Origin of the sequence: Amycolatopsis palatopharyngis, assembly GCF_003385185.1 — a bacterium.
Classification (GTDB): Bacteria; Actinomycetota; Actinomycetes; order Mycobacteriales; family Pseudonocardiaceae; genus Amycolatopsis; species Amycolatopsis palatopharyngis.
This window is the reverse complement of record NZ_PQHZ01000042.1, coordinates 36,577-57,383: the sequence shown is the minus strand read 5'-3', so window position 1 is coordinate 57,383 and position 20,807 is coordinate 36,577. Positions and strand designations below refer to the sequence as shown.

Annotated in this window: 20 protein-coding genes; 15 read left to right on the top strand and 5 right to left on the bottom strand. The window is 69.7% G+C overall.

Annotated features, from left to right (window positions below):
- Nucleotides 1-148: 148 nt before the first annotated feature.
- On the bottom strand, nucleotides 149-1,354 hold the full coding sequence (locus tag D0C15_RS25830; protein WP_116050435.1) for a lipase family protein: 1,206 nt from the start codon (nucleotides 1,352-1,354) through the stop codon (nucleotides 149-151).
- A gap of 104 nt (nucleotides 1,355-1,458) precedes the next feature.
- Nucleotides 1,459-2,214 carry a sulfite exporter TauE/SafE family protein gene (locus tag D0C15_RS25825; RefSeq protein ID WP_116050432.1) on the bottom strand — a complete coding sequence of 252 codons (756 nt, stop codon included), beginning with the start codon at nucleotides 2,212-2,214 and terminating at the stop codon, nucleotides 1,459-1,461.
- A gap of 191 nt (nucleotides 2,215-2,405) precedes the next feature.
- On the opposite strand from D0C15_RS25825, the gene D0C15_RS25820 reads away from it, so the two are divergent.
- From D0C15_RS25820 to D0C15_RS25810, 3 genes are all read left to right on the top strand, one after another.
- Nucleotides 2,406-3,503 (top strand): Rv2629 family ribosome hibernation factor, encoded by a 1,098-nt coding sequence (locus D0C15_RS25820; protein WP_116050430.1) that lies wholly within the window; start codon nucleotides 2,406-2,408, stop codon nucleotides 3,501-3,503.
- A gap of 146 nt (nucleotides 3,504-3,649) precedes the next feature.
- Nucleotides 3,650-4,084 carry an ATP-binding protein gene (locus D0C15_RS25815; protein WP_425455428.1) on the top strand — a complete coding sequence of 145 codons (435 nt, stop codon included), beginning with the start codon at nucleotides 3,650-3,652 and terminating at the stop codon, nucleotides 4,082-4,084.
- Nucleotides 4,081-4,902, top strand: a complete 822-nt coding sequence (locus D0C15_RS25810) for a SigB/SigF/SigG family RNA polymerase sigma factor (RefSeq protein ID WP_425455427.1) — start codon at nucleotides 4,081-4,083, stop codon at nucleotides 4,900-4,902. Before D0C15_RS25815 ends, D0C15_RS25810 begins: the two co-directional genes overlap by 4 nt.
- A gap of 91 nt (nucleotides 4,903-4,993) precedes the next feature.
- Here D0C15_RS25810 and D0C15_RS25805 read toward each other — a convergent pair whose 3' ends face one another.
- Complete coding sequence (locus tag D0C15_RS25805) at nucleotides 4,994-5,410, bottom strand: CBS domain-containing protein (RefSeq protein ID WP_116050428.1); 417 nt, start codon at nucleotides 5,408-5,410, stop codon at nucleotides 4,994-4,996.
- A 119-nt stretch (nucleotides 5,411-5,529) separates the two neighbouring features.
- Here D0C15_RS25805 and D0C15_RS25800 point away from each other — a divergent pair, with 119 nt between their 5' ends.
- The 4 genes from D0C15_RS25800 to D0C15_RS25785 all read left to right on the top strand — a co-directional run bounded on the left by D0C15_RS25800 (nucleotide 5,530) and on the right by D0C15_RS25785 (nucleotide 9,937).
- Nucleotides 5,530-5,892: an ATP-dependent DNA ligase gene (locus tag D0C15_RS25800; protein ID WP_245976230.1), complete on the top strand. Its 363-nt coding sequence runs from the start codon at nucleotides 5,530-5,532 to the stop codon at nucleotides 5,890-5,892.
- A gap of 151 nt (nucleotides 5,893-6,043) precedes the next feature.
- Complete coding sequence (locus D0C15_RS25795) at nucleotides 6,044-7,216, top strand: tyrosine-type recombinase/integrase (RefSeq protein WP_211323322.1); 1,173 nt, start codon at nucleotides 6,044-6,046, stop codon at nucleotides 7,214-7,216.
- Between the two features lie 13 nt (nucleotides 7,217-7,229).
- A complete protein-coding gene (locus tag D0C15_RS25790) occupies nucleotides 7,230-7,562 on the top strand; it encodes a helix-turn-helix domain-containing protein (protein ID WP_116050425.1) in 333 nt (110 codons plus the stop codon).
- A gap of 17 nt (nucleotides 7,563-7,579) precedes the next feature.
- Nucleotides 7,580-9,937, top strand: coding sequence for a site-specific integrase (locus D0C15_RS25785; RefSeq protein ID WP_116050423.1), 2,358 nt, complete (start codon nucleotides 7,580-7,582; stop codon nucleotides 9,935-9,937).
- 221 nt (nucleotides 9,938-10,158) lie between these two features.
- Here the strand turns inward: D0C15_RS25785 and D0C15_RS25780 are convergent, their stop codons facing one another.
- The gene (locus tag D0C15_RS25780) at nucleotides 10,159-11,379 is read right to left on the bottom strand and encodes an acetyl-CoA C-acetyltransferase (protein WP_116050421.1); all 1,221 of its coding nucleotides are present in this window, start codon (nucleotides 11,377-11,379) and stop codon (nucleotides 10,159-10,161) included.
- 103 nt (nucleotides 11,380-11,482) lie between these two features.
- Between D0C15_RS25780 and D0C15_RS25775 the strand changes: the two genes are divergently transcribed.
- Both D0C15_RS25775 and D0C15_RS25770 read left to right on the top strand, forming a co-directional pair.
- Nucleotides 11,483-13,084 (top strand): class I adenylate-forming enzyme family protein, encoded by a 1,602-nt coding sequence (locus D0C15_RS25775; protein WP_162830258.1) that lies wholly within the window; start codon nucleotides 11,483-11,485, stop codon nucleotides 13,082-13,084.
- Nucleotides 13,081-14,517 carry an aldehyde dehydrogenase family protein gene (locus tag D0C15_RS25770; protein WP_116050416.1) on the top strand — a complete coding sequence of 479 codons (1,437 nt, stop codon included), beginning with the start codon at nucleotides 13,081-13,083 and terminating at the stop codon, nucleotides 14,515-14,517. Before D0C15_RS25775 ends, D0C15_RS25770 begins: the two co-directional genes overlap by 4 nt.
- Here D0C15_RS25770 and D0C15_RS25765 read toward each other — a convergent pair.
- Nucleotides 14,507-15,145 (bottom strand): TetR/AcrR family transcriptional regulator, encoded by a 639-nt coding sequence (locus tag D0C15_RS25765; RefSeq protein ID WP_162830257.1) that lies wholly within the window; start codon nucleotides 15,143-15,145, stop codon nucleotides 14,507-14,509. The two genes, D0C15_RS25770 and D0C15_RS25765, sit on opposite strands and share 11 nt — an antisense overlap.
- Nucleotides 15,146-15,274: 129 nt before the next feature.
- Here D0C15_RS25765 and D0C15_RS25760 point away from each other — a divergent pair, with 129 nt between their 5' ends.
- Genes D0C15_RS25760 through ribA form a run of 6 tightly spaced genes read left to right on the top strand, consistent with a single transcriptional unit; the run spans nucleotide 15,275 to nucleotide 20,807 of the window.
- Nucleotides 15,275-15,820 carry a flavin reductase family protein gene (locus tag D0C15_RS25760; RefSeq protein WP_116050412.1) on the top strand — a complete coding sequence of 182 codons (546 nt, stop codon included), beginning with the start codon at nucleotides 15,275-15,277 and terminating at the stop codon, nucleotides 15,818-15,820.
- Nucleotides 15,801-16,208: a RidA family protein gene (locus D0C15_RS25755; protein ID WP_116050410.1), complete on the top strand. Its 408-nt coding sequence runs from the start codon at nucleotides 15,801-15,803 to the stop codon at nucleotides 16,206-16,208. Before D0C15_RS25760 ends, D0C15_RS25755 begins: the two co-directional genes overlap by 20 nt.
- The gene (locus tag D0C15_RS25750; protein ID WP_116050408.1) at nucleotides 16,205-17,038 is read left to right on the top strand and encodes an alpha/beta fold hydrolase; all 834 of its coding nucleotides are present in this window, start codon (nucleotides 16,205-16,207) and stop codon (nucleotides 17,036-17,038) included. The genes D0C15_RS25755 and D0C15_RS25750 overlap by 4 nt, the downstream gene beginning before the upstream one ends.
- A 5-nt stretch (nucleotides 17,039-17,043) precedes the next feature.
- Nucleotides 17,044-18,180: an LLM class flavin-dependent oxidoreductase gene (locus D0C15_RS25745; RefSeq protein WP_116050406.1), complete on the top strand. Its 1,137-nt coding sequence runs from the start codon at nucleotides 17,044-17,046 to the stop codon at nucleotides 18,178-18,180.
- Nucleotides 18,181-18,214: 34 nt separating this feature from the next.
- Nucleotides 18,215-19,549, top strand: a complete 1,335-nt coding sequence (locus tag D0C15_RS25740) for an MFS transporter (RefSeq protein WP_116050404.1) — start codon at nucleotides 18,215-18,217, stop codon at nucleotides 19,547-19,549.
- Nucleotides 19,542-20,807, top strand: a complete 1,266-nt coding sequence (gene ribA / locus D0C15_RS25735) for a GTP cyclohydrolase II (protein ID WP_116050402.1) — start codon at nucleotides 19,542-19,544, stop codon at nucleotides 20,805-20,807. Before D0C15_RS25740 ends, ribA begins: the two co-directional genes overlap by 8 nt.

Genomic DNA, 20,807 nt, shown 5'->3' with positions numbered 1-20,807 from the left:
CTCGGGGGCTGGGAGATGTGTGTAAGGGGCAGGCCCCGGCCAGGCCCCTCGCACTTTCCCGGGAAAGTGCGAGGGGGCGGGCCGGGGACGGACGCGAGAGCGGAGGCAGGAAAGGGCGAGGGGCGGGACGGAGACAGGGCGGGGCGGATCAGCAGGTGGATGTGGCGGGCTTGCCTGCGAATCGGTCGGCGAGGAAGGCGAGCGCGTCGGCACTACCGGTGTGCACCAGGGTGATGTGGTCGGTGTCGTAGGTCTTCCAGGTCAGCGACGTCCCCACGGCGCAGTAGTCATCACGCAAGGACTCGGCTTGGGCGAGAGCGACCAGTTCGTCGTTATCGGCGTGGTACTGCAGCACAGGTACCGCGATGGGGGAACCACCGAGCTTGTTCTCCCCCACCCTGGCCAGCCACGGCGGGGTGAGCACGGGGCTGCTGGTCGTGTACTCACTCAGCGAGTCCCCCGCGTAGTCGACTAGCAGTTCCAGGGTGCAGGCGTGCTGCTCCAGCTTCGCGAACTCCGTGCGACCCCGTTCGTTGAGATAGGCGTCGAGATCCAGCTCGGGATAGGCGTTGTCCAGGCCGATCAACGCGTATGCCAGTAGGCCGAAACCAGACTCGCCCTCCAGCGGCAGCGCCACCTGGACCAGGTCGGCCGGGACACCGCCGCCTGCCACACCGACCAGGTCGAGTTCGGGCGCGTAGCCGGGTTGCTGCTGTCCAGCCCACATCACCGCTCCGCCTCCCTGCGAGTAACCGCGCAACGCGACGGGTGCCTGATCCGACAACCCTGCCTCCGGCAGGCGCAGCGCGGCGCGGACGGCGTCGAGCACCGCGTGACCCTCCGACCGGCCGACGATGTAGCTGGTGTCCGGTTCCGGGGAGTAGCCCTCGTAGTCCGTCATCGCGACGGCGTAGCCGCTGCGCAACAGGCCGTTGAGCGCTGGCTGCTCGTAGAACGATTGCCCCTGAAGCATTTTGGACGGCGCGCAGCGGAATGCGGGACCCTGTGTTCCGGCCGCGAACCCGACTACCGGCACGGTCGCCGGATTCGCGTTCTTCGGCACCAGCACGGTGCCGGTCACCGCGTTGGGTTCACCGAGCGCGTCGGTGGACCGGTACATCACCTGCCAGGCATCCGCCAGGTCTTTCGCGGTTCCCGGCCGTGAGGGGCGCGACCGGATGATGTCGCCCGGCACACCCGGAAGTTCGGCAGGCGGGACATAGAAGCTGTCGTCGAGTGACGCCGCATCGGCCGGAACGGCGCCGACGGGCGTCAACGACCCCGCGACCACCGAAAGAACGACGACTGACGCTGCGGCCCAGATATGCCGGAAACGGCGCGGAGAATTGAACATGCGGCATAAAGTAATAGCAAAAAGTTGCTGCGGCAAAAATTGTTATTCCATTAACGGATTCTGGATTAGTGACCATGAACCAGGTGACAGAAGAATGCGCGACCTCAGCGGACGAGCATCTGCACGACCGCCGCGAGCCCGACGACGATGATCACTCCGCGCAACACCTTCGGCGAGAGCTTGCGGCCGATCTTCGCGCCCAGAATCCCGCCGATGACCGAGCCGACCGCGAGTAGCCCGACGACGGGCCAGCTGATCGGTGCGATGAACGCGTAGATGGTTCCCGCGACGACGTTGACGATCGCCGAAAGGACGTTCTTGATGCCGTTGAGCCGCTGAATCGAGTCGGACAGCAACATGCCCATGACCGCCATCAACATCACGCCCTGGGCAGCGGTGAAGTAGCCGCCGTAAATGCCGATGAGGAAGATCAGGAACAGCAGCAGCGGACCATAGCGGCGCACCTGCCCCCCGTTGCGGCCCGCGACCCATGCCGATACCCGCGTCTGCACGATCACCAGGACTACGGCGAGCCCGATGAGCACCGGAACGACCGCCTCGAACGTGTCGCTCGGCAACGAGAGCAGCAGAATGGTCCCGCCGATCGCCCCGAGGAACGACGCGCTGCCGTAGACCAGCAGACGTCGCGCCTCGCCCTTGATCTCGTGGCGGTAGCCGATGGCACCGCTGATCGTCCCCGGCGCCAGGCCGATGGCGTTCGAGGTCGTCGCGGTGACCGGCGGGTATCCGAGCGCCACGAGGACCGGGAACGTCACCAGGGTCCCCGAGCCGACGACGGTGTTGATCGTGCCTGCCCAGATACCGACCAGGCCGATCAGAACGGCGTGCCACCAGATCATCGCGCAATCACGTTAGCGAGCCTAAGCAACGGCAATGGAATCGCAGAAGGGGGTGTGGCGGGACAGACAGTGGGTTTGGTCACCGTTCATGTACAGGCAGTGACGGGCCGGTGGATCGGCTGGGGAAGTTTCGCCGCGCCACGCTCGGGGTACACGGCCGTGCACGACAGGGCCGGAAGCGAGGAGGATCTGTGCAAACTACGGGGTTCCGCGACCTGGTGAACATCGAAGGACCGTTCGACTCCGTGTACTTCGAGGACACCTACCAGACGGAGGACGCGGAGAAGCAGCTCGAACTGAAGTGGCGCGAGCTGCGGGAGCGCCTCAGCGAACAGGGAGCCTCAGAGTCCACATTGGACGCGCTTGATTCGGCTGTGCGGCAGGGCGAACGTCCTGTCGGACAAGGCGGTAGAGCACTCATCGCGGCGAATGACCAGATCCTGCTCGATCGGCACCTGCAGGTCCCACCCGCGTTCGCGGAGGCCCGGCACTCGGAACTGCCGTTCCTGCTGCCACTTGCCCGCTACGGGGAAGTGGCACCACCGCACGTGGTCGTCGTTGTCGACAGCGTCGGTGCAGAGATCACGGCAGTGGACCGGTTCGGTTCCGTGGTCGCCCAGCGCACCACCGAGGGCCGGGAACACCCGGTGCACGCCGTGACCCACGCCGGCCAGGTCATGGCCCACCTGCAGGAGCATGTTGACGAGATCATCAAGCACAACATCAATGATGTCGCCGAGGAGGTCGCCAAGCTCACCCAGAGCACTGGGGCCCAGCTGGTGATCGTCGCGGGCGAGGTGCAGTCCCGCACCAAGCTGCACGAAGCGTTGCCCGAGCAGGCACGCAGGCTGGCCACTGAGGTGGAATCGGGTACCCGAGCATCCGGCTCCGACCCGGACCAGTTGCGCGCGGCCGTACGTGAGGTCGTCGGACAGGCCCGGCGAGCCCGGCTGGACGACGTCGTCGATCGGTTCAGGGCCGAAGAAGGCCGGGACCAGGGCCTTGCCGCGCAGGGTTTGCGGGCCGTGGCCGCGGCTTTGCGCGAGCGGAAGGTGGACACACTGCTCGTGGGCGACGTCACCACCGCCGACGTGCTCATCGGGCCGGACCTCACCCAGATCGCCACGAAATCCGGCGAACTGGCCGGCTCTGGGGGCGCTCCGGCAACCAGCAGGCGCGCCGACGAAGCGCTGGTGGTCGCCGCTGTCGCCACCGGCGCTGACCTGGTGGACGTGCACGACCGCCTCGAACTCACCGACGGAGTCGGCGCTCTGCTCCGGCACACCTGATGCGCGTGCGGCAGGTGCACACGCGGCGAAAACCCGGGAAAGGGTCGACAATGTCAGAGAAGCAACGGGAACGGGAGCTTGACAAGTGACCGCGAGGTGCACTGGGGTCTGCTCGCGAGACATCGACCAGTCAGCAGAGGTGACGCGTGAACGAGATGGGTCCGCCGTCGCAAGGCATCGCAACTAAGGACGACATCGAACTGCGCCTTGGCGCCGAGCTTGAGCACCTGCCGCTGATCCGGTCGCTGGCCTCCAGCATCGCGATGCGGGCCGACTTCGACCTCGACATGATCGCTGACCTCAAACTCGCCGTCGACGAGGCGTGCTCCACCCTGATCATGCGCGCCGTGCCGGAAACTCGGATGGTGTGCCGGTTCGGCCTCGACAAGGGTGAGCTGCGGTTCACGGTGTCGGTCGTTACCGCACGCGACACCCCGCCGAGCACCAATTCCTTCGGTTGGCAGGTACTGACGACATTGACCGACTCGGCTTCGTCGTGGATCGAGGGTCACACGGGAAACGGGCAGGCATCGTGGGTGTACGTAGAACTGACCAAAAGGCGGCCGGAGACCAGCGGGTGACGGTGGCCGAATCCGGAACACCCCCGTCACCCAGAACGCCATCGTCTCGCTCCTCTTCGGACGACTACGGCTATCTGGCACCGCTGTTCGAGAAGCTCGCCGCACTCGGCGAGGACGATCCGGAGCGCTCGCGATTGCGCGATCGCCTGGTAACGGGCCATCTTCCGCTGGCCGAACACATCGCTCAGCGGTTCTCCGGGCGAGGTGTGGCCAAAGAGGACCTGATCCAGGTCGCCAGGGTCGGACTTATCAACGCGGTCGACCGGTTCGACCCGGCCCGTGGCTCGGACTTTCTCTCCTTCGCCGTACCGACGGTCATGGGCGAGGTGCGCCGGTACTTCCGGGACACGGGCTGGACGGTGCGCGTCCCGCGCAGGCTCAAGGAACTGCACCTGTCGATCAGCAGTGCCAGCACGACGCTGTCCCAGCGGCTCGGGCGCGCGCCAGCCCCGAGTGAGATCGCACAGCACCTCGGACTCACGGAGGACGAGGTCTACGAAGGACTGGAGGCAGGCAACGCCTACAACTCGATGTCCTTGGACGAGGTGCTCTCCGCGGACACCGAAAGCCGTTCTCTCGGCGACACCCTGGGCGAGGAGGACAGCGCGCTCGAGGGAGTCGAGAACCACGAGGCGTTGCAACCGCTGGTCCAGCAGCTGCCGGAACGGGAACGCAAGATCCTGGCGCTGCGGTTCGTGCACAACCTGACCCAGACCCAGATCGCCGAGCGCATCGGAATTTCCCAGATGCACGTATCCCGATTACTGGCCCGGACACTCATGCAGTTACGCGAGGGCCTGACCGAGTCCTCGGACTAGTACTGGCGAGTGGTTGGTCGTTCCGGGCCGCGGGAAAACCCGGAACGACCAACTCGCATTCCTGCACGACCAGTTGGCTGAGGGACGCCGATCAGGGCACGGACAGCGCCTCAACTAGGTCCCCCACCTTTGGCTCCTTCAGTGCACGAGCCGCGTCGGCCTGCGCGACTATCCCGACGAGGGTGTGCCCGTCGATCACCGGAAGCCGGCGGACCTTGTGCCGCGACATCGTGTTCAGCAGCTCCTCGACGTCGTCGTCGGCCCCGATCGTCACAGCTTCACCCTGCGCCAGCTCGCCTGCGTGCACCGCGCGCGGGTCCTTGCCCTGCGCCAGCACCTTCACGACGATGTCGCGGTCGGTGAGCATCCCCTTGAGCTTGTTGTCCTCACCGCAGATCGGCAGCGCCCCCACCGAGAGATCGCTCATCCGCTTGGCGGCGTCGAGCACTGTGTCGCTTGCCGAGACGCAGGCGGCGTCCGGGGTCATGATGTCCCTTGCCTTGGTCATGTCCGCTCCTTTCTTGATGGCCGCCTATGGCTTACCCGCGGGACGACCGGACAAACTTCGCCCGCCCGCTACCAGCACTGATCGTTTCGCCAGGTGCGAGCGCGGGTAACCAGCAGGTCATGACGGACCCGCGTGCGCCCTCGGCCCGCCCAGGCTGGCGGGCCCCGATGCTGGCGACGCTGACCGAGGACCGTTTCTCCAGCGATCATTGGTTGTACGAACGCAAGCTCGACGGTGTGCGAGCCATCTGCTCACGGGACGGGGGCGAGGTGACCCTGTGGTCGCGCAACCAGAACGCGATCGAGCGCAGCTACCCGGAAATCGCCGAGGTGCTCACCGCACAGGGCGGGCCGCGGTTCGTCGCGGACGGGGAGATCGTGGCGTTCGACGGCAGGCAGACGAGTTTCGCCACGTTGCAGGGCCGTATCCACCTCACCGATCGTGACCGGATCGAGGCGACCGGTGTACAGGTTTTCTACTAAACCGGAGCACGCACGGGTTCCCAGGGCGCCTTCGGCGGGTCAGGTTCGGGTCTGAACAGGTCAGGCTCCGCCCAGCCCTGTCAGCTCTGTGGCGTGAGATTCCGATAGCCACTCGCAGAATCTGCGAGTTGATCGTCTAATCTACGTGTTCGTGAGGGATTCTGACACTCGGCTGCGGGTCGCTGGCGAGGAGGTGCTGGCGGGCAGGGACGAGGCCGCCGGGTCGGGTTTGGCCGATGTGTTCACCTTGCAGCGGCGCCAGTCCGCCGCGATCGCCCCGGAGGATGAGCGCTCGTTCTATCTGGACACGTTGGCGGAGTATCAGTGGGCGCGTGATGCCGCCGGGCTGATGCCCGGCACGATCGATCAGCTGGTCAAGCCGGTCATCGAGCTGTGCGAGTACTACGACACTGTGCCGTGGCGGCTGCAGCCCAAGCAGTTGGACCACTACTTCGCTGGTCCGGGGAAGCGGGCGCGGGCGACCGTGCGCGCGAAGATCACGAAGATCGACGGATACTTCGCGTTCCTGGAGCAGCGCTACGCGAGTGAGATCAGCCGCTTGTTCGGCGCGGCGGTCGAGTCTCCGGTCGACCCGTTCAACAGGCCCCGTCACCGTGGAGACTTCGGGCTGCGAGTGCCGCCGTCGCAGACCGCGATGACACGGTTCTTCGCCGGGTGGCGCGACGTGCTGGCCGATGCCCGCAAGGAGGCCGTCGCCTGCCGCGATTACGTGATGGCCAAGATCGCCTACCTGTCCGGGGTCCGGGCGAGCGAGCTGTGTCGAGTACGGATCTCCGATGTGCACTGGGAGTCCGGGCAGTGGGGCCGCTTTCTGGTGGAGGGCAAGGGCGCGCGCGGCTCCGGCCCGCGTCAGCGGGAGGCGTTCCTGTTCGAGCAGGGCCGCGAGCTGCTGTGGTGGTATGTCGAGGACGTGCGCGGCCTGTTCCGCGACGACCCGGAGCACCCGCTGGCGCCGCTGTTCCCCTCTGAGCGGACTCCGCCTTTGGTGGCCGCGCTGAACATGCCGATCGCGCCCGCGGTGGTGCCAGCGACGTTCCGGCGGGCGTTGAAGACCGCCTCCCGCCGCTTTCTGCCCGGCCCGGTCGCCGAGCTGCACCCGCACCTGCTGCGCCATGCGTGCGCGACGCACAACTACGAACGGGGGATGACGCTGTGGGAGGTGCAGAAGCTGTTGGGGCATGAGTGGACCACAACGACCGTCCGCTATCTGGCCAGCGCGCAGGCCGATCCGGAACAGGCCGGCCGGGCGGCGGCCAGCCGAGCGACGCAGCGGCTGGTGCGCGACGCGGGGAGCCTGCGATGAACAGGAATCTGGGATGAAGTGGAATCTGCGCTGGGTCGCGGCCAAGCGCGACATCTGGCGACCGACCGACCTGCTGGCCGCGTTCCGGGAGGTTGGGTTCAACCCGTCTCTGAGCAAGGTCGCCGCGCTCTGGGGTGGCACCCCGGTGACGGTCCGCCTCGATGATCTCGACCGGATCTGTCAGGCCCTGCACTGCACGGTCGCGGACCTGCTCGAAGCCGAGCCGCTGACCGATCGACAAGGCAGCGAGCAGGCACCCCAGGCTGCGGCAGCCGGTGCCGAGCCCGGGCCGGTGCGCCCGGTGCCACGCAAGGACGGGCCGCGGCGACGTCGGCCCCCGAACTGACCCGAGGAGGCCATCGGGTGCGGTGGGCCCGCCAGTGCGAGACGTGCCTGGCCTGGGGCCAGATCAAGCTCGGCCGCGACGGCCAGTGCGCGAGCTGCCAGTCCTGGCAGGCGCACAGCGCCGGCCGGCGGGAGTGCCGGGGCTGCCTGCGGGTTCTGCCGGTCGACGGCGACGATCTGTGCCGGGGGTGTGTGATCGCCGCCCGCGCCGAGCTCAGCGCAGGGCGCGCAGTGGGCCTGCCATTCGCCAACCAGCTGCACCTGCACATCGTCGGGCTCGGCCTCGGACCGGTCTACAGCCTTCCCCGCAGCTCACGGCGAGACCCGGCTCCGGCCCTGACCCCGCGCGTCGTCACGGAGGCCCGCGGAGATCCCGGTTTTCTCCCGGCCGTCGTTCCCGGGCAGCTGAGCCTGCTGCCTTCCCCGCGTCGACGTCTCGTGCGGGCCGACCGCCACCGGATCGCCGAGCGCCGCTGGCCGGAGGAGGTGATGCTGGTCGCCCAGGCCGAAGCGATGGCCGCGGAAGCAGGTTTGAGCCCGACGTGGCCGCGGATGGTGATGAGCCTGCTCCGGCTCGCCCTCGCTGTTCGCGACGCCGACGGCGACACCCTGGTCAACGAGGAGGTACTCGACCAGATCGCGCTGCCGCTCAAGGCGGCGGGCGCCCAGGTGCTCGATCACGCGGGGCTGCTGCGGCCACGTCGGGCACTTGCTCCACCTCGCCACCCAGTGCGCGGCTGCGAGGACTGCCACAGCTGGGGGATCACCACACGCCGCTGCCGCGGCTGCGCGTGCTGGCGCGACGACCGCGTCCGCTATCCGCCGGGTCGATGCGGGCGCTGCCGGCGCGATCTCCTGCCCCTCCACGCTGAGGAGGGCCTGTGCCGGGGGTGTCTGCTGGTCGTGCGCGAGTTCGGCCCGCTGGCCGGGCGGGATACGCAGCTGACCTTCGCCGGCGATCTCGCCTTCCGCCTCTCGACCCAGGCCGGGGTGCTGGGGTTCACCCCACACAAGGAGTCCGGACCGACACTGCGGGAACGGGCACGACGCCGCGCCACCACGGCCACGGTCCGTCCACCGTCGCCGCATCTGGTTGATCCCGGCCAGCACACGCTGCTCACGGTCGATCGTGACTGGAGCGCGATCCGAGCCCTCACCGCGGATGAGCTGCCCGCGCTCACCGAGCTAGCGGCGGCGCTGCTCGCCGAGTTCACTGCTAACGCACCGGCTCGTAGCGGGGGTGGGGCGCCGGGCGGCACCGCGTTGTTGCGCACGTTACTGGCCTGGCTCGGCGCCCGGGCGCCGTTCCGAGAACGCGACGTGCGCGCCTTGGCCGCGAGCGCCACCTCGCCCTCGACCCGCCGCGTGCTCGACTTCCTCCACCAACACGGCCTCCTACAACCAGATGAGCCCGATCAACGGCTGCGGGCCGACCAGCAGCGGTATCCCAGCACCGCAGTCGCTGACCTGGACACCAATCGCCGCAATCGGCACCACCAACACGTCATCGCGGCCAGGATCGACACACTCCCGGAACCGATGGCCGGCCACCTGCACGCCTGGGTGCGGGTCCTGCGCGGCCAGGGGCGCCGCCGCCACCAGCCCGCCAGCTATGAGCGGATCCGCCGCTACCTCTCCCTCGCCCTACCCGTCCTGCTCTGCTGGGCCGAGGCCGGCCTGGATATGCGCCAGATCACCGCCACCCACATTCGCGAGGAACTCGCCCGCCGGCACGGCAGCCAAGCGCGCGACCTGCACCACGTCCTGCGCACGCTCTTCGCCGCCCTCAAGCAGGAACGGCTCGTCTTCCACAACCCGATGGCCAGGATCTCGCTCAGCACCCCGGTGCGCGTGCCGGCTCCGTTGCCCAGCGACCGGCTACGCGGGCTACTCGACGAGGTTGACGGTCCCCGCGCTCGGCTGCTGGTCGCGCTGGTGGCCGTCCACGGGCTTCGCCCGCTTGAGGTCACCCGGCTGCGCCTCGACGATCTCGACCTCATCCGGCTGGTCATCCGAGTCCCTCGCCGCGGGCACACGCACACCGTCTACCTCGACGAACTGACCGTGGATCTGATCAACGCCTGGCTGACCGAACGCCACCGCCGTTGGCTCGACACCACCAACCCGCACCTGTTCATCACCAGCCAGTCCGCCCACCACCCGGCCCGCCCGCCGTTGAGCTACTGCGGGCTGCGAGCCGCCTTCGACCAGGTCGGCCTGGTCCCCAAGCAGTTGTGGCGCGACCGCGTCCTGCACGAGGCGCAGCACACCGCCGATCCAGTTCACCTCATCCGCCTCTTCGGCATCCACCCCTCCACCGCGGTGAAGTACGTGAACGCGGCCCACCCCGACAAGGCGTTGCCCAAAACCCGATGACTAGCTCGGCCAGGGGACGACCAGTACCGCGATGCCGATCCGCGTGCTCACGACTCCCGGCACAGCGAGTAAACCCGAGCGTCATGGTGCCGATCATGGCGAGCAGCCATAACGGAATGATCCACGTCGAGCGCCGCGATCATGAGCTGCTGTCGCGTCCCGCTGATCAGAAGAGTGGCGCATAGTGCTAGCGGCATTTGTCTTCCAGGTACTCCGGGTGGTCAGCTCAGCCGTTCGAGGACCATCGCCATGCCCTGGCCGCCGCCGACACACATGGTCTCCAGGCCGATGGTCTTGTCGTGGGTGCGCAGGCCGTTGAGCAGGGTGGTGGTGATGCGGGCCCCGGTCATGCCGTACGGGTGGCCGAGCGCGATCGCGCCTCCGTTGACGTTCAGCTTCTCCTCGTCGACGCCCAGGTCGCGGGCCGACGGCAGGACCTGGGCGGCGAACGCCTCGTTGATCTCGACGAGGTCGACGTCGTCGACCGTCATGCCGGCTCGGGCGAGCGCCTGCTTCGAGGCCTCGACGGGGCCGAGGCCCATGATCTCGGGGGAGAGCCCGGTGACCCCGGTGGAGACCACGCGGGCGAGCGGGGTGATGCCGAGCTCGGCCGCCTTCGTGTCGGACATGATCACCAGGGCGGCGGCGCCGTCGTTGAGCGGGCAGCAGTTGCCGGCCGTGACGCGGCCGTCCGGCCGGAAGACCGGCTTGAGCTGGGAGACGGCCTCGTAGGTGACGCCGGGGCGCGGCCCGTCGTCCTTCTCGACCACGGTGCCGTCGGGCAGGGTGACCGGGCTGATCTCGCGGGCGAAGAAGCCGTTGGCGATGGCCTTCTCGGCGAGGTTCTGCGACCGGACGCCGAAGTGGTCCATGTCCTCGCGGGTGACGCCCTTGAACCGGGCGAGGTTCTCCGCGGTCTGCCCCATCGCGATGTAGATGTCCGGCAGGTGTTGGTCAGCGCGGGGGTCGTTCCACGAGTCGGCGCCGTTCTCGGCGATGTGGCGGGTGCGGTCCTCCGCGTCGGCGAAGACCGGGTTGTGGGTGTCGGGGTGGGAGTCGGAGTCGCCCTTCTGGAACCTGGACACCGTCTCCACGCCGGCGGAGACGAACACATCGCCCTCGCCCGCCCTGATGGCGTGCAGGGCCATCCGCGTGGTCTGCAGCGACGACGAGCAATAGCGGGTGATCGTCGTGCCCGGCACGGAGTCGTGGCCGAGCAGGACGGCGACCACGCGGGCCATGTTGAAGCCCTGCTCCCCGCCGGGCAGGCCGCAGCCGAGCATGAGGTCGTCGATGTCGGCCGGGTCGAGCTGCGGGACCTGAGCGAGGGCGGCGCGCACCATCTGCACCGTCAGGTCGTCGGGGCGGATCGTGGTGAGCGATCCCTTGTGTGCGCGGCCGATCGGGGACCGGGCCGCGGAGACGATTACGGCTTCGGGCATGGGTGCTCCTCGGTGTGGTGGCCCGCACCCTCGTGCGGGTTCTGGACATGCTGCCACTGTCCGAACTAACGTTAGGACGAAGTTGGGTTGCTGCCAAGACACTATGGAAGAAGGGCGCGGCGAGGTGCTGGTCCACCAGATCATCGAGCGGAACGCCCGACGCGCGCCGGACGCCGAGGCCCTCATGGGATCCGACGGCGCCGCGCTGACGTGGGCAGAGGTCGACGACCTCGCCGAGCGCCTCGCGACCGTGCTGGCGCAGCGCGGGGTCCGGCCAGGCGCGCGGGTGAGTGTGCTCGCGCGGAACGGCCTCGAGCTGGTACCCGTCTACGCCGCGGTGAACAAGATCGGCGCGGTCTACGCCCCCGTCAACTACCGCCTTGCCCCGGAGGAAATCGCCGCGATCCTCCGCGACTGCGCACCGTCTGCACTGCTCGTCCATGAGGAGTTCGCCGATGTCGTCCACGAGGTGGACACCGGTGGCGTGGAGCCGTGGATCTACGGGGCGCATGGTGGCGCGGGCGACCTCCGCAGCCAGTGTGAGGACGTCGCCCCATGTCGCCGCACGGGCGTCGAGACGGCGCCATCCGATCCGTCCTGGATCTGCTACACCGGTGGGACCACCGGTCGCCCGAAGGGTGTGGTCCTCACCCACGACAACATGCTCGCGACCGCCAGAGCCCTCGTGGAGGTCTGCGGGATCCGGCCCGACGACACGTACCTCGTGGCAGGTCCGATGTTCCATGTCGTACTCGCCGCTCCCGTCGCGTACTGGCTGCAGGGCGCGCGCACGGTCCTCATCAACTTCAACCCGGCTACCGCGCTGCGCGTGATCTCCGAGCAGCGGGTGACCCGCCTTATCGCCACGGGCACGATCTTCAAGGCGATCGTGGAGGAGCAGGAGCGTGCACCGCGCCCCACGGTCCTGCGCACCATCGACTTCGGCGGGGCACCGATACCGGAGTCACTCGCGCGCCGTGCCGCCGCGGCCTTCGGCTGCAACGTCGGTCAGATCTACGGCCAGAGCGAGACGACCCTCCTCACCACCTACCTGCAGCCGGCGGAGTACGCGACCGCTTGGGGCGGCACGGGCTGTGACCGCACGTCCTCGGTCGGCCGTGCCGTCCCCGGTGTGCAGCTGCGCATCCTCGACGATCGCGGGGAGGCGCTGCCTCCGGCACGGGTGGGAGAGGTCGCCGTGCGCGGGCCGGGCGTCATGCGGGGGTATTGGCGGAACCCGGAGCAGACGGCCGCCGCGCTGCGTAACGGCTGGCTGCGCACCGGAGACCTCGGACTGCTCGACGACGACGGCTACCTGCACCTGCGCGACCGCCTGAAGGATGTGATCATCACCGGCGGAGAGAACGTCTACTCCAGCGAGGTGGAGCTCGTCCTCGCCCGGCATCCCGACGTCGCCGAGGTCGCGGTCGTTCCGGTGCCGGACGAACACTGGGGCGAGCTGGTCGGCGCCGTGGTCGTCCCGATGACCGGCGCGGCCCCCGATCCCGCGGCGCTACGCGCGTTCTGCCGAGAGCGGCTCGCCGGCTACAAGCTGCCCCGGTTGATCTTCTTCCGGCGCGAGGTTCCCCGGCTGCCCACCGGCAAGATCGCAAAGTCGCTGCTCCGCGACGAGGTGTCCTCTCGCGCCCCGTGGACCACCTCCGACCTCTACCACGCACTCCCGAACGGAGCCGAGACCCCATGATCGAACGTCAGCGCGCCTACATCGACCGCAGGTGGGTGCCGTGCCCCGGGACCGGCGCGGTCCCTGTGGTCGATCCGACCACCGAGGAGCCGCTGGGGATTACCCCGGTAGCCGGCCCGGAGGTCGTCGACGCCGCCGTCGCGGCGGCGCGCGCCGCGCAGTCCGGATGGGCAGCGACGTCCCGCCGGGAGCGTGCCGCGCTGCTGCGTCGGGTCGCCGACGGCGTGCGGGAACGCACCGCGGAGTTGGCCGATCTGGTCACCGCGGAGCTCGGTTCACCGCTGGGCATCAGCAGGCGCGTGCACGTCGGGCTCGCGGTGGCGGACTTCGCCGGCGCGGCCGATGTGCTCGACGAGCCCGAACTGGCCGAGGAGGTCGGGCACTCCCTCGTCGTGCGCGAGCCGGTCGGCGTCATCGGATGCATCACCCCGTGGAACTTCCCGCTGCACCAGCTGGCCGCGAAGATCGCTGGAGCGCTGGCGGCGGGGTGCACGGTCGTCGCGAAGCCCGCGGAGCAGACGACGGGCACCGCGTTCCTGCTTGCGGAGATCCTCGACGCGGTCGGGGTTCCGCCCGGGGTAGTCAACCTGGTCCCGGGGGACGGTCCGACGACGGGGGAGGCGCTCGTTTCCCATCCGGGCGTCGACATGGTTTCGTTCACCGGGTCGACCGCCGCAGGACGGCGGGTCGCCCGGCTCGCCGCGGAGCGGGTCCGGCCGGTCGCCCTCGAGCTGGGCGGCAAGTCGCCGCAGGTGGTGCTGGACGACGCCGATCTAGACGCGGCCGTGACCGACACGGTCAACCGCTGCTTCCTCAACTCCGGCCAGGTCTGCTCGGCCTTCACCCGCCTCATTGTGCCGCGGGCGCGGCTGCGCGAGGCCGAGCAGATCGCGGAGCGCGTCGCAGTCATGTGGCGGCTCGGTGACCCGCGCGACCGGACGACCCGGATGGGCCCGGTCGTCTCCGAGCGGCAGCGGTCCCGCGTCTGCGAGCACATCGCGCAGGCCCTCGAGGAGGGCGCCCGGCTGGTCACCGGCGGTGCCGCGGCCCCGCCCGGCCTGGAACGCGGCTGGTTCGTCGCGCCCACGGTGCTCTCCGACGTCACGCCCGGGATGCGCGTGGCGCGCGAGGAGGTCTTCGGCCCGGTGCTCGTGGTGCAGGCGCATGATGGCGTCGACGACGCCGTCCGGTTGGCCGACGACTGCGATTACGGGCTCATTGCGGGCGTGTGGGCGCGCGACCCGGACGGCGCGCTCGCCGTGGCGCGGCGGTTGCAGGTGGGGCAGGTCGACATCAACGGTGCCCCCTTCAACCCAGCCGCGCCGTTCGGCGGTCGAAGGCTCTCGGGATACGGTCGCGAGCTCGGCCGCTTCGGGATCGAGGAGTTCCAGGTGGTCAAGGCAATCCAGCGGCCACCGGTGGTTACGGGCTGACCGGCTGCTCCCCGGTGCCGAGCCGGTCGCGGACCACCAGGTCGAAGAAGTGGTCCGCGACCGCCTCGGCCGACTCGGGGCCATTCGGGTCGAGCCACTGGCTCGACCAGTTCAACGCGGACAGGATGAGCAGCCGCGCCCACTTCACGTGCTCGGCGCGGAACTCCCCGCTCATCACGCCCGCGTCGAGAATTTCCTTCAGGAACGCCTCGTGGGCGTCGCGCATCCCGCGGATGTCCTTGTCCGACGCCCGCGACAGCTCGCGCCACTCCATGAGCAGCACGCTGGCCATCGCCCGGTGCTCGGCGACGATCCGCATATGGCCGCGCATGAACGCGCGCAGGCGGTCGTGCGCGGAGCCTTCCGACCGGGCGCTTCGCTCAGCGGAGTCGGTGAACATGCGCGCAACCCGCTCCACGATCTCCCAGAGGATCTCGTCCTTCGAGGAGACGTGGGTGTAGAGGCTCCCGGCTTTGAGGCCCATCCGCGCCGCGATGCCTCGCATCGAGGTCGCCTTGAAGCCCTGCTCGCTGAACAGCTGCTCAGCGATGTCGAGCACGTCCTCCAGTCGGGTGCGTCGCGGGCGTCCCCCTGTCTTCTCGGAAGCGCTCTCCTGCGCTCCAGCCATCCGTGCCTCCCGATCGTGCTCCCGCCGTTCCGAGCGACCGTAACAGGTCCGAACGAACGTTAGGACGATCCCTTGACAGACCCCTCTACCGCGATCCATCCTAACGTTAGTTCGGATGGAGGTGACGGGATGGCCAGCGGTGGGATCACCGAGGCGCGGTTCCGGCAGGTGCTCGGCAGCTTCGCGACGGGAGTCGCGCTGATCTGCACGACCGACGGCGCGGGTCAACCGCGCGGGGTGGCCGTCAACTCGTTCTTCTCGGTGTCGCTGCAACCGCCGCTGGTGGGGTTCTGCATGGCCCGTGGCTCGACCACGCTTCCGGCCATCCGGGAGAGCGGCCGGTTCGCGGTGAGCGTGCTGGCCGGTGACCAGGCCGAGCTGTGCCGGCGGTTCGCGCGCCCGGGCGTGGACCGCTTCGCGGACGTGGACTGGTGGCCGTCCCCAGACACCGCGTCGCCCGTCGTGGACGGTGCCCTCGCGTGGATCGACTGCCGCACGACGGCCGTGCACTCCGCCGGGGACCACCTGATCCTCATCGGGCTCGCCGCGGCGATCGGGGGCACATCGATCGGTGACGCGCTCGTGTTCGCGCGGGGCCAGCTGCTCTCCACATCCGAGCTCCGGGATCCCGCACGACGACGAGAGGACGACGCGCATGTCGCTCGCACGCATTGATCCGCCGGGATGGGCACCGGCGAAGGGCTACGCCTACGCCGTCCGGCAGGGTGACCGCCTCGCGGTGTCGGGGCTGCTGGGCTGCGACCCGGCCACCGGGGCCGTCGCAACCGACGCCGATTTCACCGCGCAGTGGACGGCGGTGTTGGCCAACCTCGCGCAGCTGCTCGAGGCAGCGGGCACCAGCGCGGGTCGGGTCGTGGCGCTGCGGATCTACCTCACGAGCCTCGACGCGTACCGCGGAGCCGTCCGCACCCTGGGCCAGCCGTGGCGCACGGTCTTCGGCGACCACCTGCCGGCCATCACGATGGTGCAGGTCAGCGCGCTGGTCGACGAGCACGCGCTGATCGAGGTGGAGGCCGAAGCCGCCGTCGGAGACCCGCGATGATCCACCAGGTGCCGGACGGGCCGGAGATCCACTACGAGGTCACCGGCAACGGGGCGCCCGTCGTCCTCATCGCCGGCACCGGGTGCGACGACACCTGGTGGGCGCAGCAGCGCGACGTGTTCGCCCGGCAGTACACGGTGATCACACCACACATGCGCGGCGCAGGCGCCTCGACGATCTACCGCGATCCGGAGTCGTACTCGTCGCAGGTGATGGCCGACGACGTCGCCTCGTTGCTCGGGGCGCTCGACCTCGGGCCGGCACACGTGGTGGGCCACTCGCTCGGCTCGTGCATCGCACAACAGCTCGCGATCCGCCACCCCGCCGCCGTCGCGAGCGCCCAGCTGCACGCTACGTGGGCGTACGCCGACGAGTGGCTGCGCTCGGCCTTCATCGCGACCACCGATGACGCGCTCGCCCGCGGCGACCGGCAGGCCGCGTTCCGGACGGTGAAGATGTGGGTCTTCAGCCCGCACTACCTCGCCACCCGCACGCCTGCGCGGGTCGCCGACACGGTCACCGCGGCCTTCATCACGAACCCGCACCTGGAGGCGGGCCCCGGCCTGCGCGGGCACCTGCACGCCGACCGCCACCACGACACGCGCAGTCAGCTCGCCGGGATCGACGTCCCGGTGCTGGTCACCGCAGGCGAGCTCGACGCATCGTTCCCCCCGCGCTACAGCCGGTGGGTCTACGAGCAGCTCCCGCGGGCCCGCTGGCACCTGTTCACCGGCAAGCGCGCCGCGCACGCCTTCAACATCGAGCTCGCCGAGGAGTTCAACCACGTCGCCCTCGGCTTCCTCGCCGACCAGGACCAGACCAAGGAGTGACCGACATGCGCTTCTACCTGCTGCAGATCCCCTACATGGCGAGCGCGGATGAGTTGCGCCGCGGCCTCGCCGGCCAGCCGCTGCCGGGCGCTGACCCGGAGCGCTTCTCGACGATGCTGGAGCGGATGACTGCCCAGGTCGTCCACGCCGAGGAGGTCGGCTTCTCCGGTGTGTGCTGGACCGAGCAGCACTTCCAGGCCGAGGGCGTCGAGGTCAACACCAACCCGGTCCTCTACGGCGCGCACATGGCGGCCCACACGACCACGATGACGGTCGGACAACTGGGCATCCCCCTGCCGTGCCGCAATCCGCTGCAGGTGGCCGAGGACCTCGCCGTCCTCGACCACATGACCGGCGGCCGCACCTTCTGCGGCTTCTCCCGCAGCAACACCCCGCGCTACGCGTCGGTGCTCGGCCAGCACGTCGGCGTCGGCGCCGCCACCTCGGACAAGTCCGCTGCCGACGAGCGCAACCGGGCCCTGCTCAAGGAGTGTTTCCAGATCATCCGCCGGGCCTGGACCGAGGATTGCTTCTCCTACGACGGCGACGTCTGGAAGGTCCCGCCCGCGGACGTCCCCTGGCAGTTCCCGCCCACCCTCGACTCCGGACGCGGCACCCGTGACGGGGTGCTCACCGAGATTTCGGTGGTTCCGAAGCCGAAGCAGCGCCCGCACCCGCCGCTGTACTCACCGTTCGCGTTCAGCATGACCACCGCGCGGTTCTGGGCGCAGGAGGGCGTCTCGCTCGTCTCCTTCGTCGAGGACGAGGAGTTCCTGAAGACGACGAAGCAGGTCTATGCGGAGGAGGCCGCCTCGGTCGGTCGCCTGGTCCCGGCAGGCGGCGGCCTCGCCGTCGGCGGTCACCTGCTGGTGCAGCCCACGCGCAGCGCCTCGGAGGCGTACGCCGAGCGGTTCCGCGACCTGTTCGCCTACGCCTACGACGTCACGCCCTACCACGTCCCCCTCGGCCGGCAGCTCACCGGCACAGGGGACGACGCGCTGCGCCAGCTCGAGCACCTGCAGGAAGAGCTCGGCGTGGAGGAGGTCTTCCTCTGGCACCACGCGAACTGCTTCGACCCCGGTGCCGAGCTCGAAGCGATCACCGAGTTCGGCGAGAAGGTCATCGCGAAGCTCGGCGACTGAGACTCACATACCCCGCCCACCCCAGGAGACCGCCGTGCAGAACGCCAGTCCCGCCGTTGCGACCGGCGACCGCAGCGCCGCAAGGCGCGCCGTCACGTCCAGCTTCCTCGGCACGACCATCGAGTGGTACGACTTCTTCCTCTACGGATCGGCGGCCGCGCTGATCTTCGGGCCGCAGTTCTTCCCTGCGCTCTCGCAGACCGCCGCGACCCTCGCCGCGCTGGGCACGTTCGCCGTGGGCTTCCTCGCCCGCCCGCTCGGCGGCGTGGTGATGGCCCACTACGGCGACCGGCTGGGTCGCAAAACCAGCCTGGTGGCCTCGCTCGCGCTGATGGGCGCGGCGACCGTACTGATCGGGCTGCTGCCGAACTTCGCCACGATCGGCGTCGCCGCGCCGGTCCTGCTGACCGTCCTCCGGTTCGTGCAGGGCATCGGCGTCGGCGGGGAGTGGGGCGGAGCGGCGCTGATGGCGGTCGAGCATGCCCCGCCGGGCCGGCGCGGGTTGTACGGCAGCGCGCCGCAGATGGGGGTGCCGGCCGGCCTCGTCCTCGCGACGCTCGCCTTCCTCGGGATGACGCTGCTGACGAGCCCCGAGCAGTTCGCCTCGTGGGGCTGGCGGGTGCCGTTCCTCGCGAGCGCCCTGCTCATCGTGATTGCGCTCGCCATCCGACTGCGAGTGGAGGAGAGCCCCGTCTTCGTCGCCGCCGAACGGCGCGGGGAGACCCGCGAGCACACCCCCGTATTGGAGCTGCTGCGCCGGCACAAGCGGACGGTGGCGATCGCCGCGGGCTCGTTCATCGCGACGAACGGCATCGGCTACCTCTTCATGGTCTACACGCTCTCCTACGGCACCAGCCAGCTGCAGGTGCCGCGGGGCGTGATGCTCTCCGCGGTCCTCGTCGGCGCGCTCGTGTGGTTCGCGCTGATCCCGGTGTACGCGGGGCTCTCGGACCGGATCGGCCGACGGCGCGTTTATCTGATCGGTTCGTGGTCGCTGCTGGTCTGGTCGCTGGTCTACTTCCCGCTGCTCGACACGCGGGCCCCGGTGCTCATCGTGCTCGCGGTGATCGGCATGGCCAACGGCCTCGCCGCGGCGTACGCGCCGCAGAGTGCGCTGTTCGCCGAGCTGTTCCCGACCGGCGTCCGCTACAGCGGATCGTCACTCGCCTACCAGGTCGGCGCGATCCTCGGCGGCGGGCTCGCGCCGCTCGTAGCCACCGCGCTGCAGGAGGCCGCCGGCGCCTCGTGGCCGGTTACGATCTACGTCGCCGGCATCTGCGTTCTGAGCCTGGTCTGCGTCCTGGCGTTCCGCGAAACGCGGACCGTCGAACTCGCCGCGGCGACGGAGGTGGTGGTGGCTCGTGAATGACCAGGACCGCGGCGAGGCGTCGCTCCGGCGCGCTACCGAGGACCTGCGCGCCGGACGCCCGGTTCTCGTAATCGACGACGAGGGCCGGGAGGACGAGGGCGACCTCGTCGTCGCCGCCGAGCTCGTGACGGCGCGGACGATGGCCTTCGTCGTCGCCCACACCTCGGGCTTCGTGTGCGTGGCGCTGGCTGGGGAGGCCTGCGACCGGCTGCACCTCTCCCCGATGACCGCGGCGAGCACCGAGCCGCGCGGCACGGCCTATCGGGTCACCGTGGACGCCCGGGACGGCGTCGGCACCGGGATCTCGGCCCGCGACCGGGCTCGGACCGCCCGGCTGCTCGCCGACCCCGCGACGGCCCCGGCCGAGCTCACCCGCCCGGGTCACGTCGTGCCGCTGCGGGCCCGAGAGGGCGGGGTCCTCACCCGGCCCGGTCACACCGAGGCGGCAGTTGACCTGGCTCGGCTCGCCGGGCTCCGTCCAGCGGCCGTGCTCTGCGAGGTGGTCTCGCCCTCCGACCCAACCAGGATGGCCGGGCCCGCCGAACTGGCCGGGTTCGCCGCCATGCACGGGCTCGCAACCGTGCACGTCGCCGACCTGATCGCCCACCGCCGTCAGTGCGCTGGCGTCGAACGCACCGCGACGGCGCAGCTGCCGACCCCATACGGGGTCTTCCGCACGGCCGTTTACCGCGACCACGCGAGCACCGAGCACCTCGCTCTCGTCATGGGCGACGTTGGCGGCCATCCTGACGGAGCCGATCCTGTGCTGGTGCGGGTGCACTCGGAGTGTCTGACCGGCGAGGCGCTGGGATCGCTGCGCTGCGACTGCGGCCCCCAGCTGCAGGCCGCCCTGCAGCGCATCGCGGAGCGGGGCCGGGGCGTGCTCGTCTACCTGCGGGGACACGAGGGGCGCGGCATCGGGCTCAGCGGCAAGCTGCGCGCCTACGACCTGCAGGATGAGGGCCTCGACACCGTCGAGGCCAACCTGCGGCTCGGCTTTGCGGCGGACGAGCGGACCTACGAGGCCGCGGCCGCGATCCTGCGGGAGCTAGACGTGCACCGGATCGAGCTGATGACCAACAACCCCGCGAAGCTGGATGCGCTGGCCGCTTCCGGCCTCGACGTCAGGCGGTCGCCGCACCAGCTGCCGGGCGGGCCGGCGAGCATCCGCTACCTGCGTACCAAGCGCGACCGGCTCGGGCACCAGCTCACGCACCTCGACCAGCCCGTCGACGACGCCGAGCGCGATGCCGGCTAG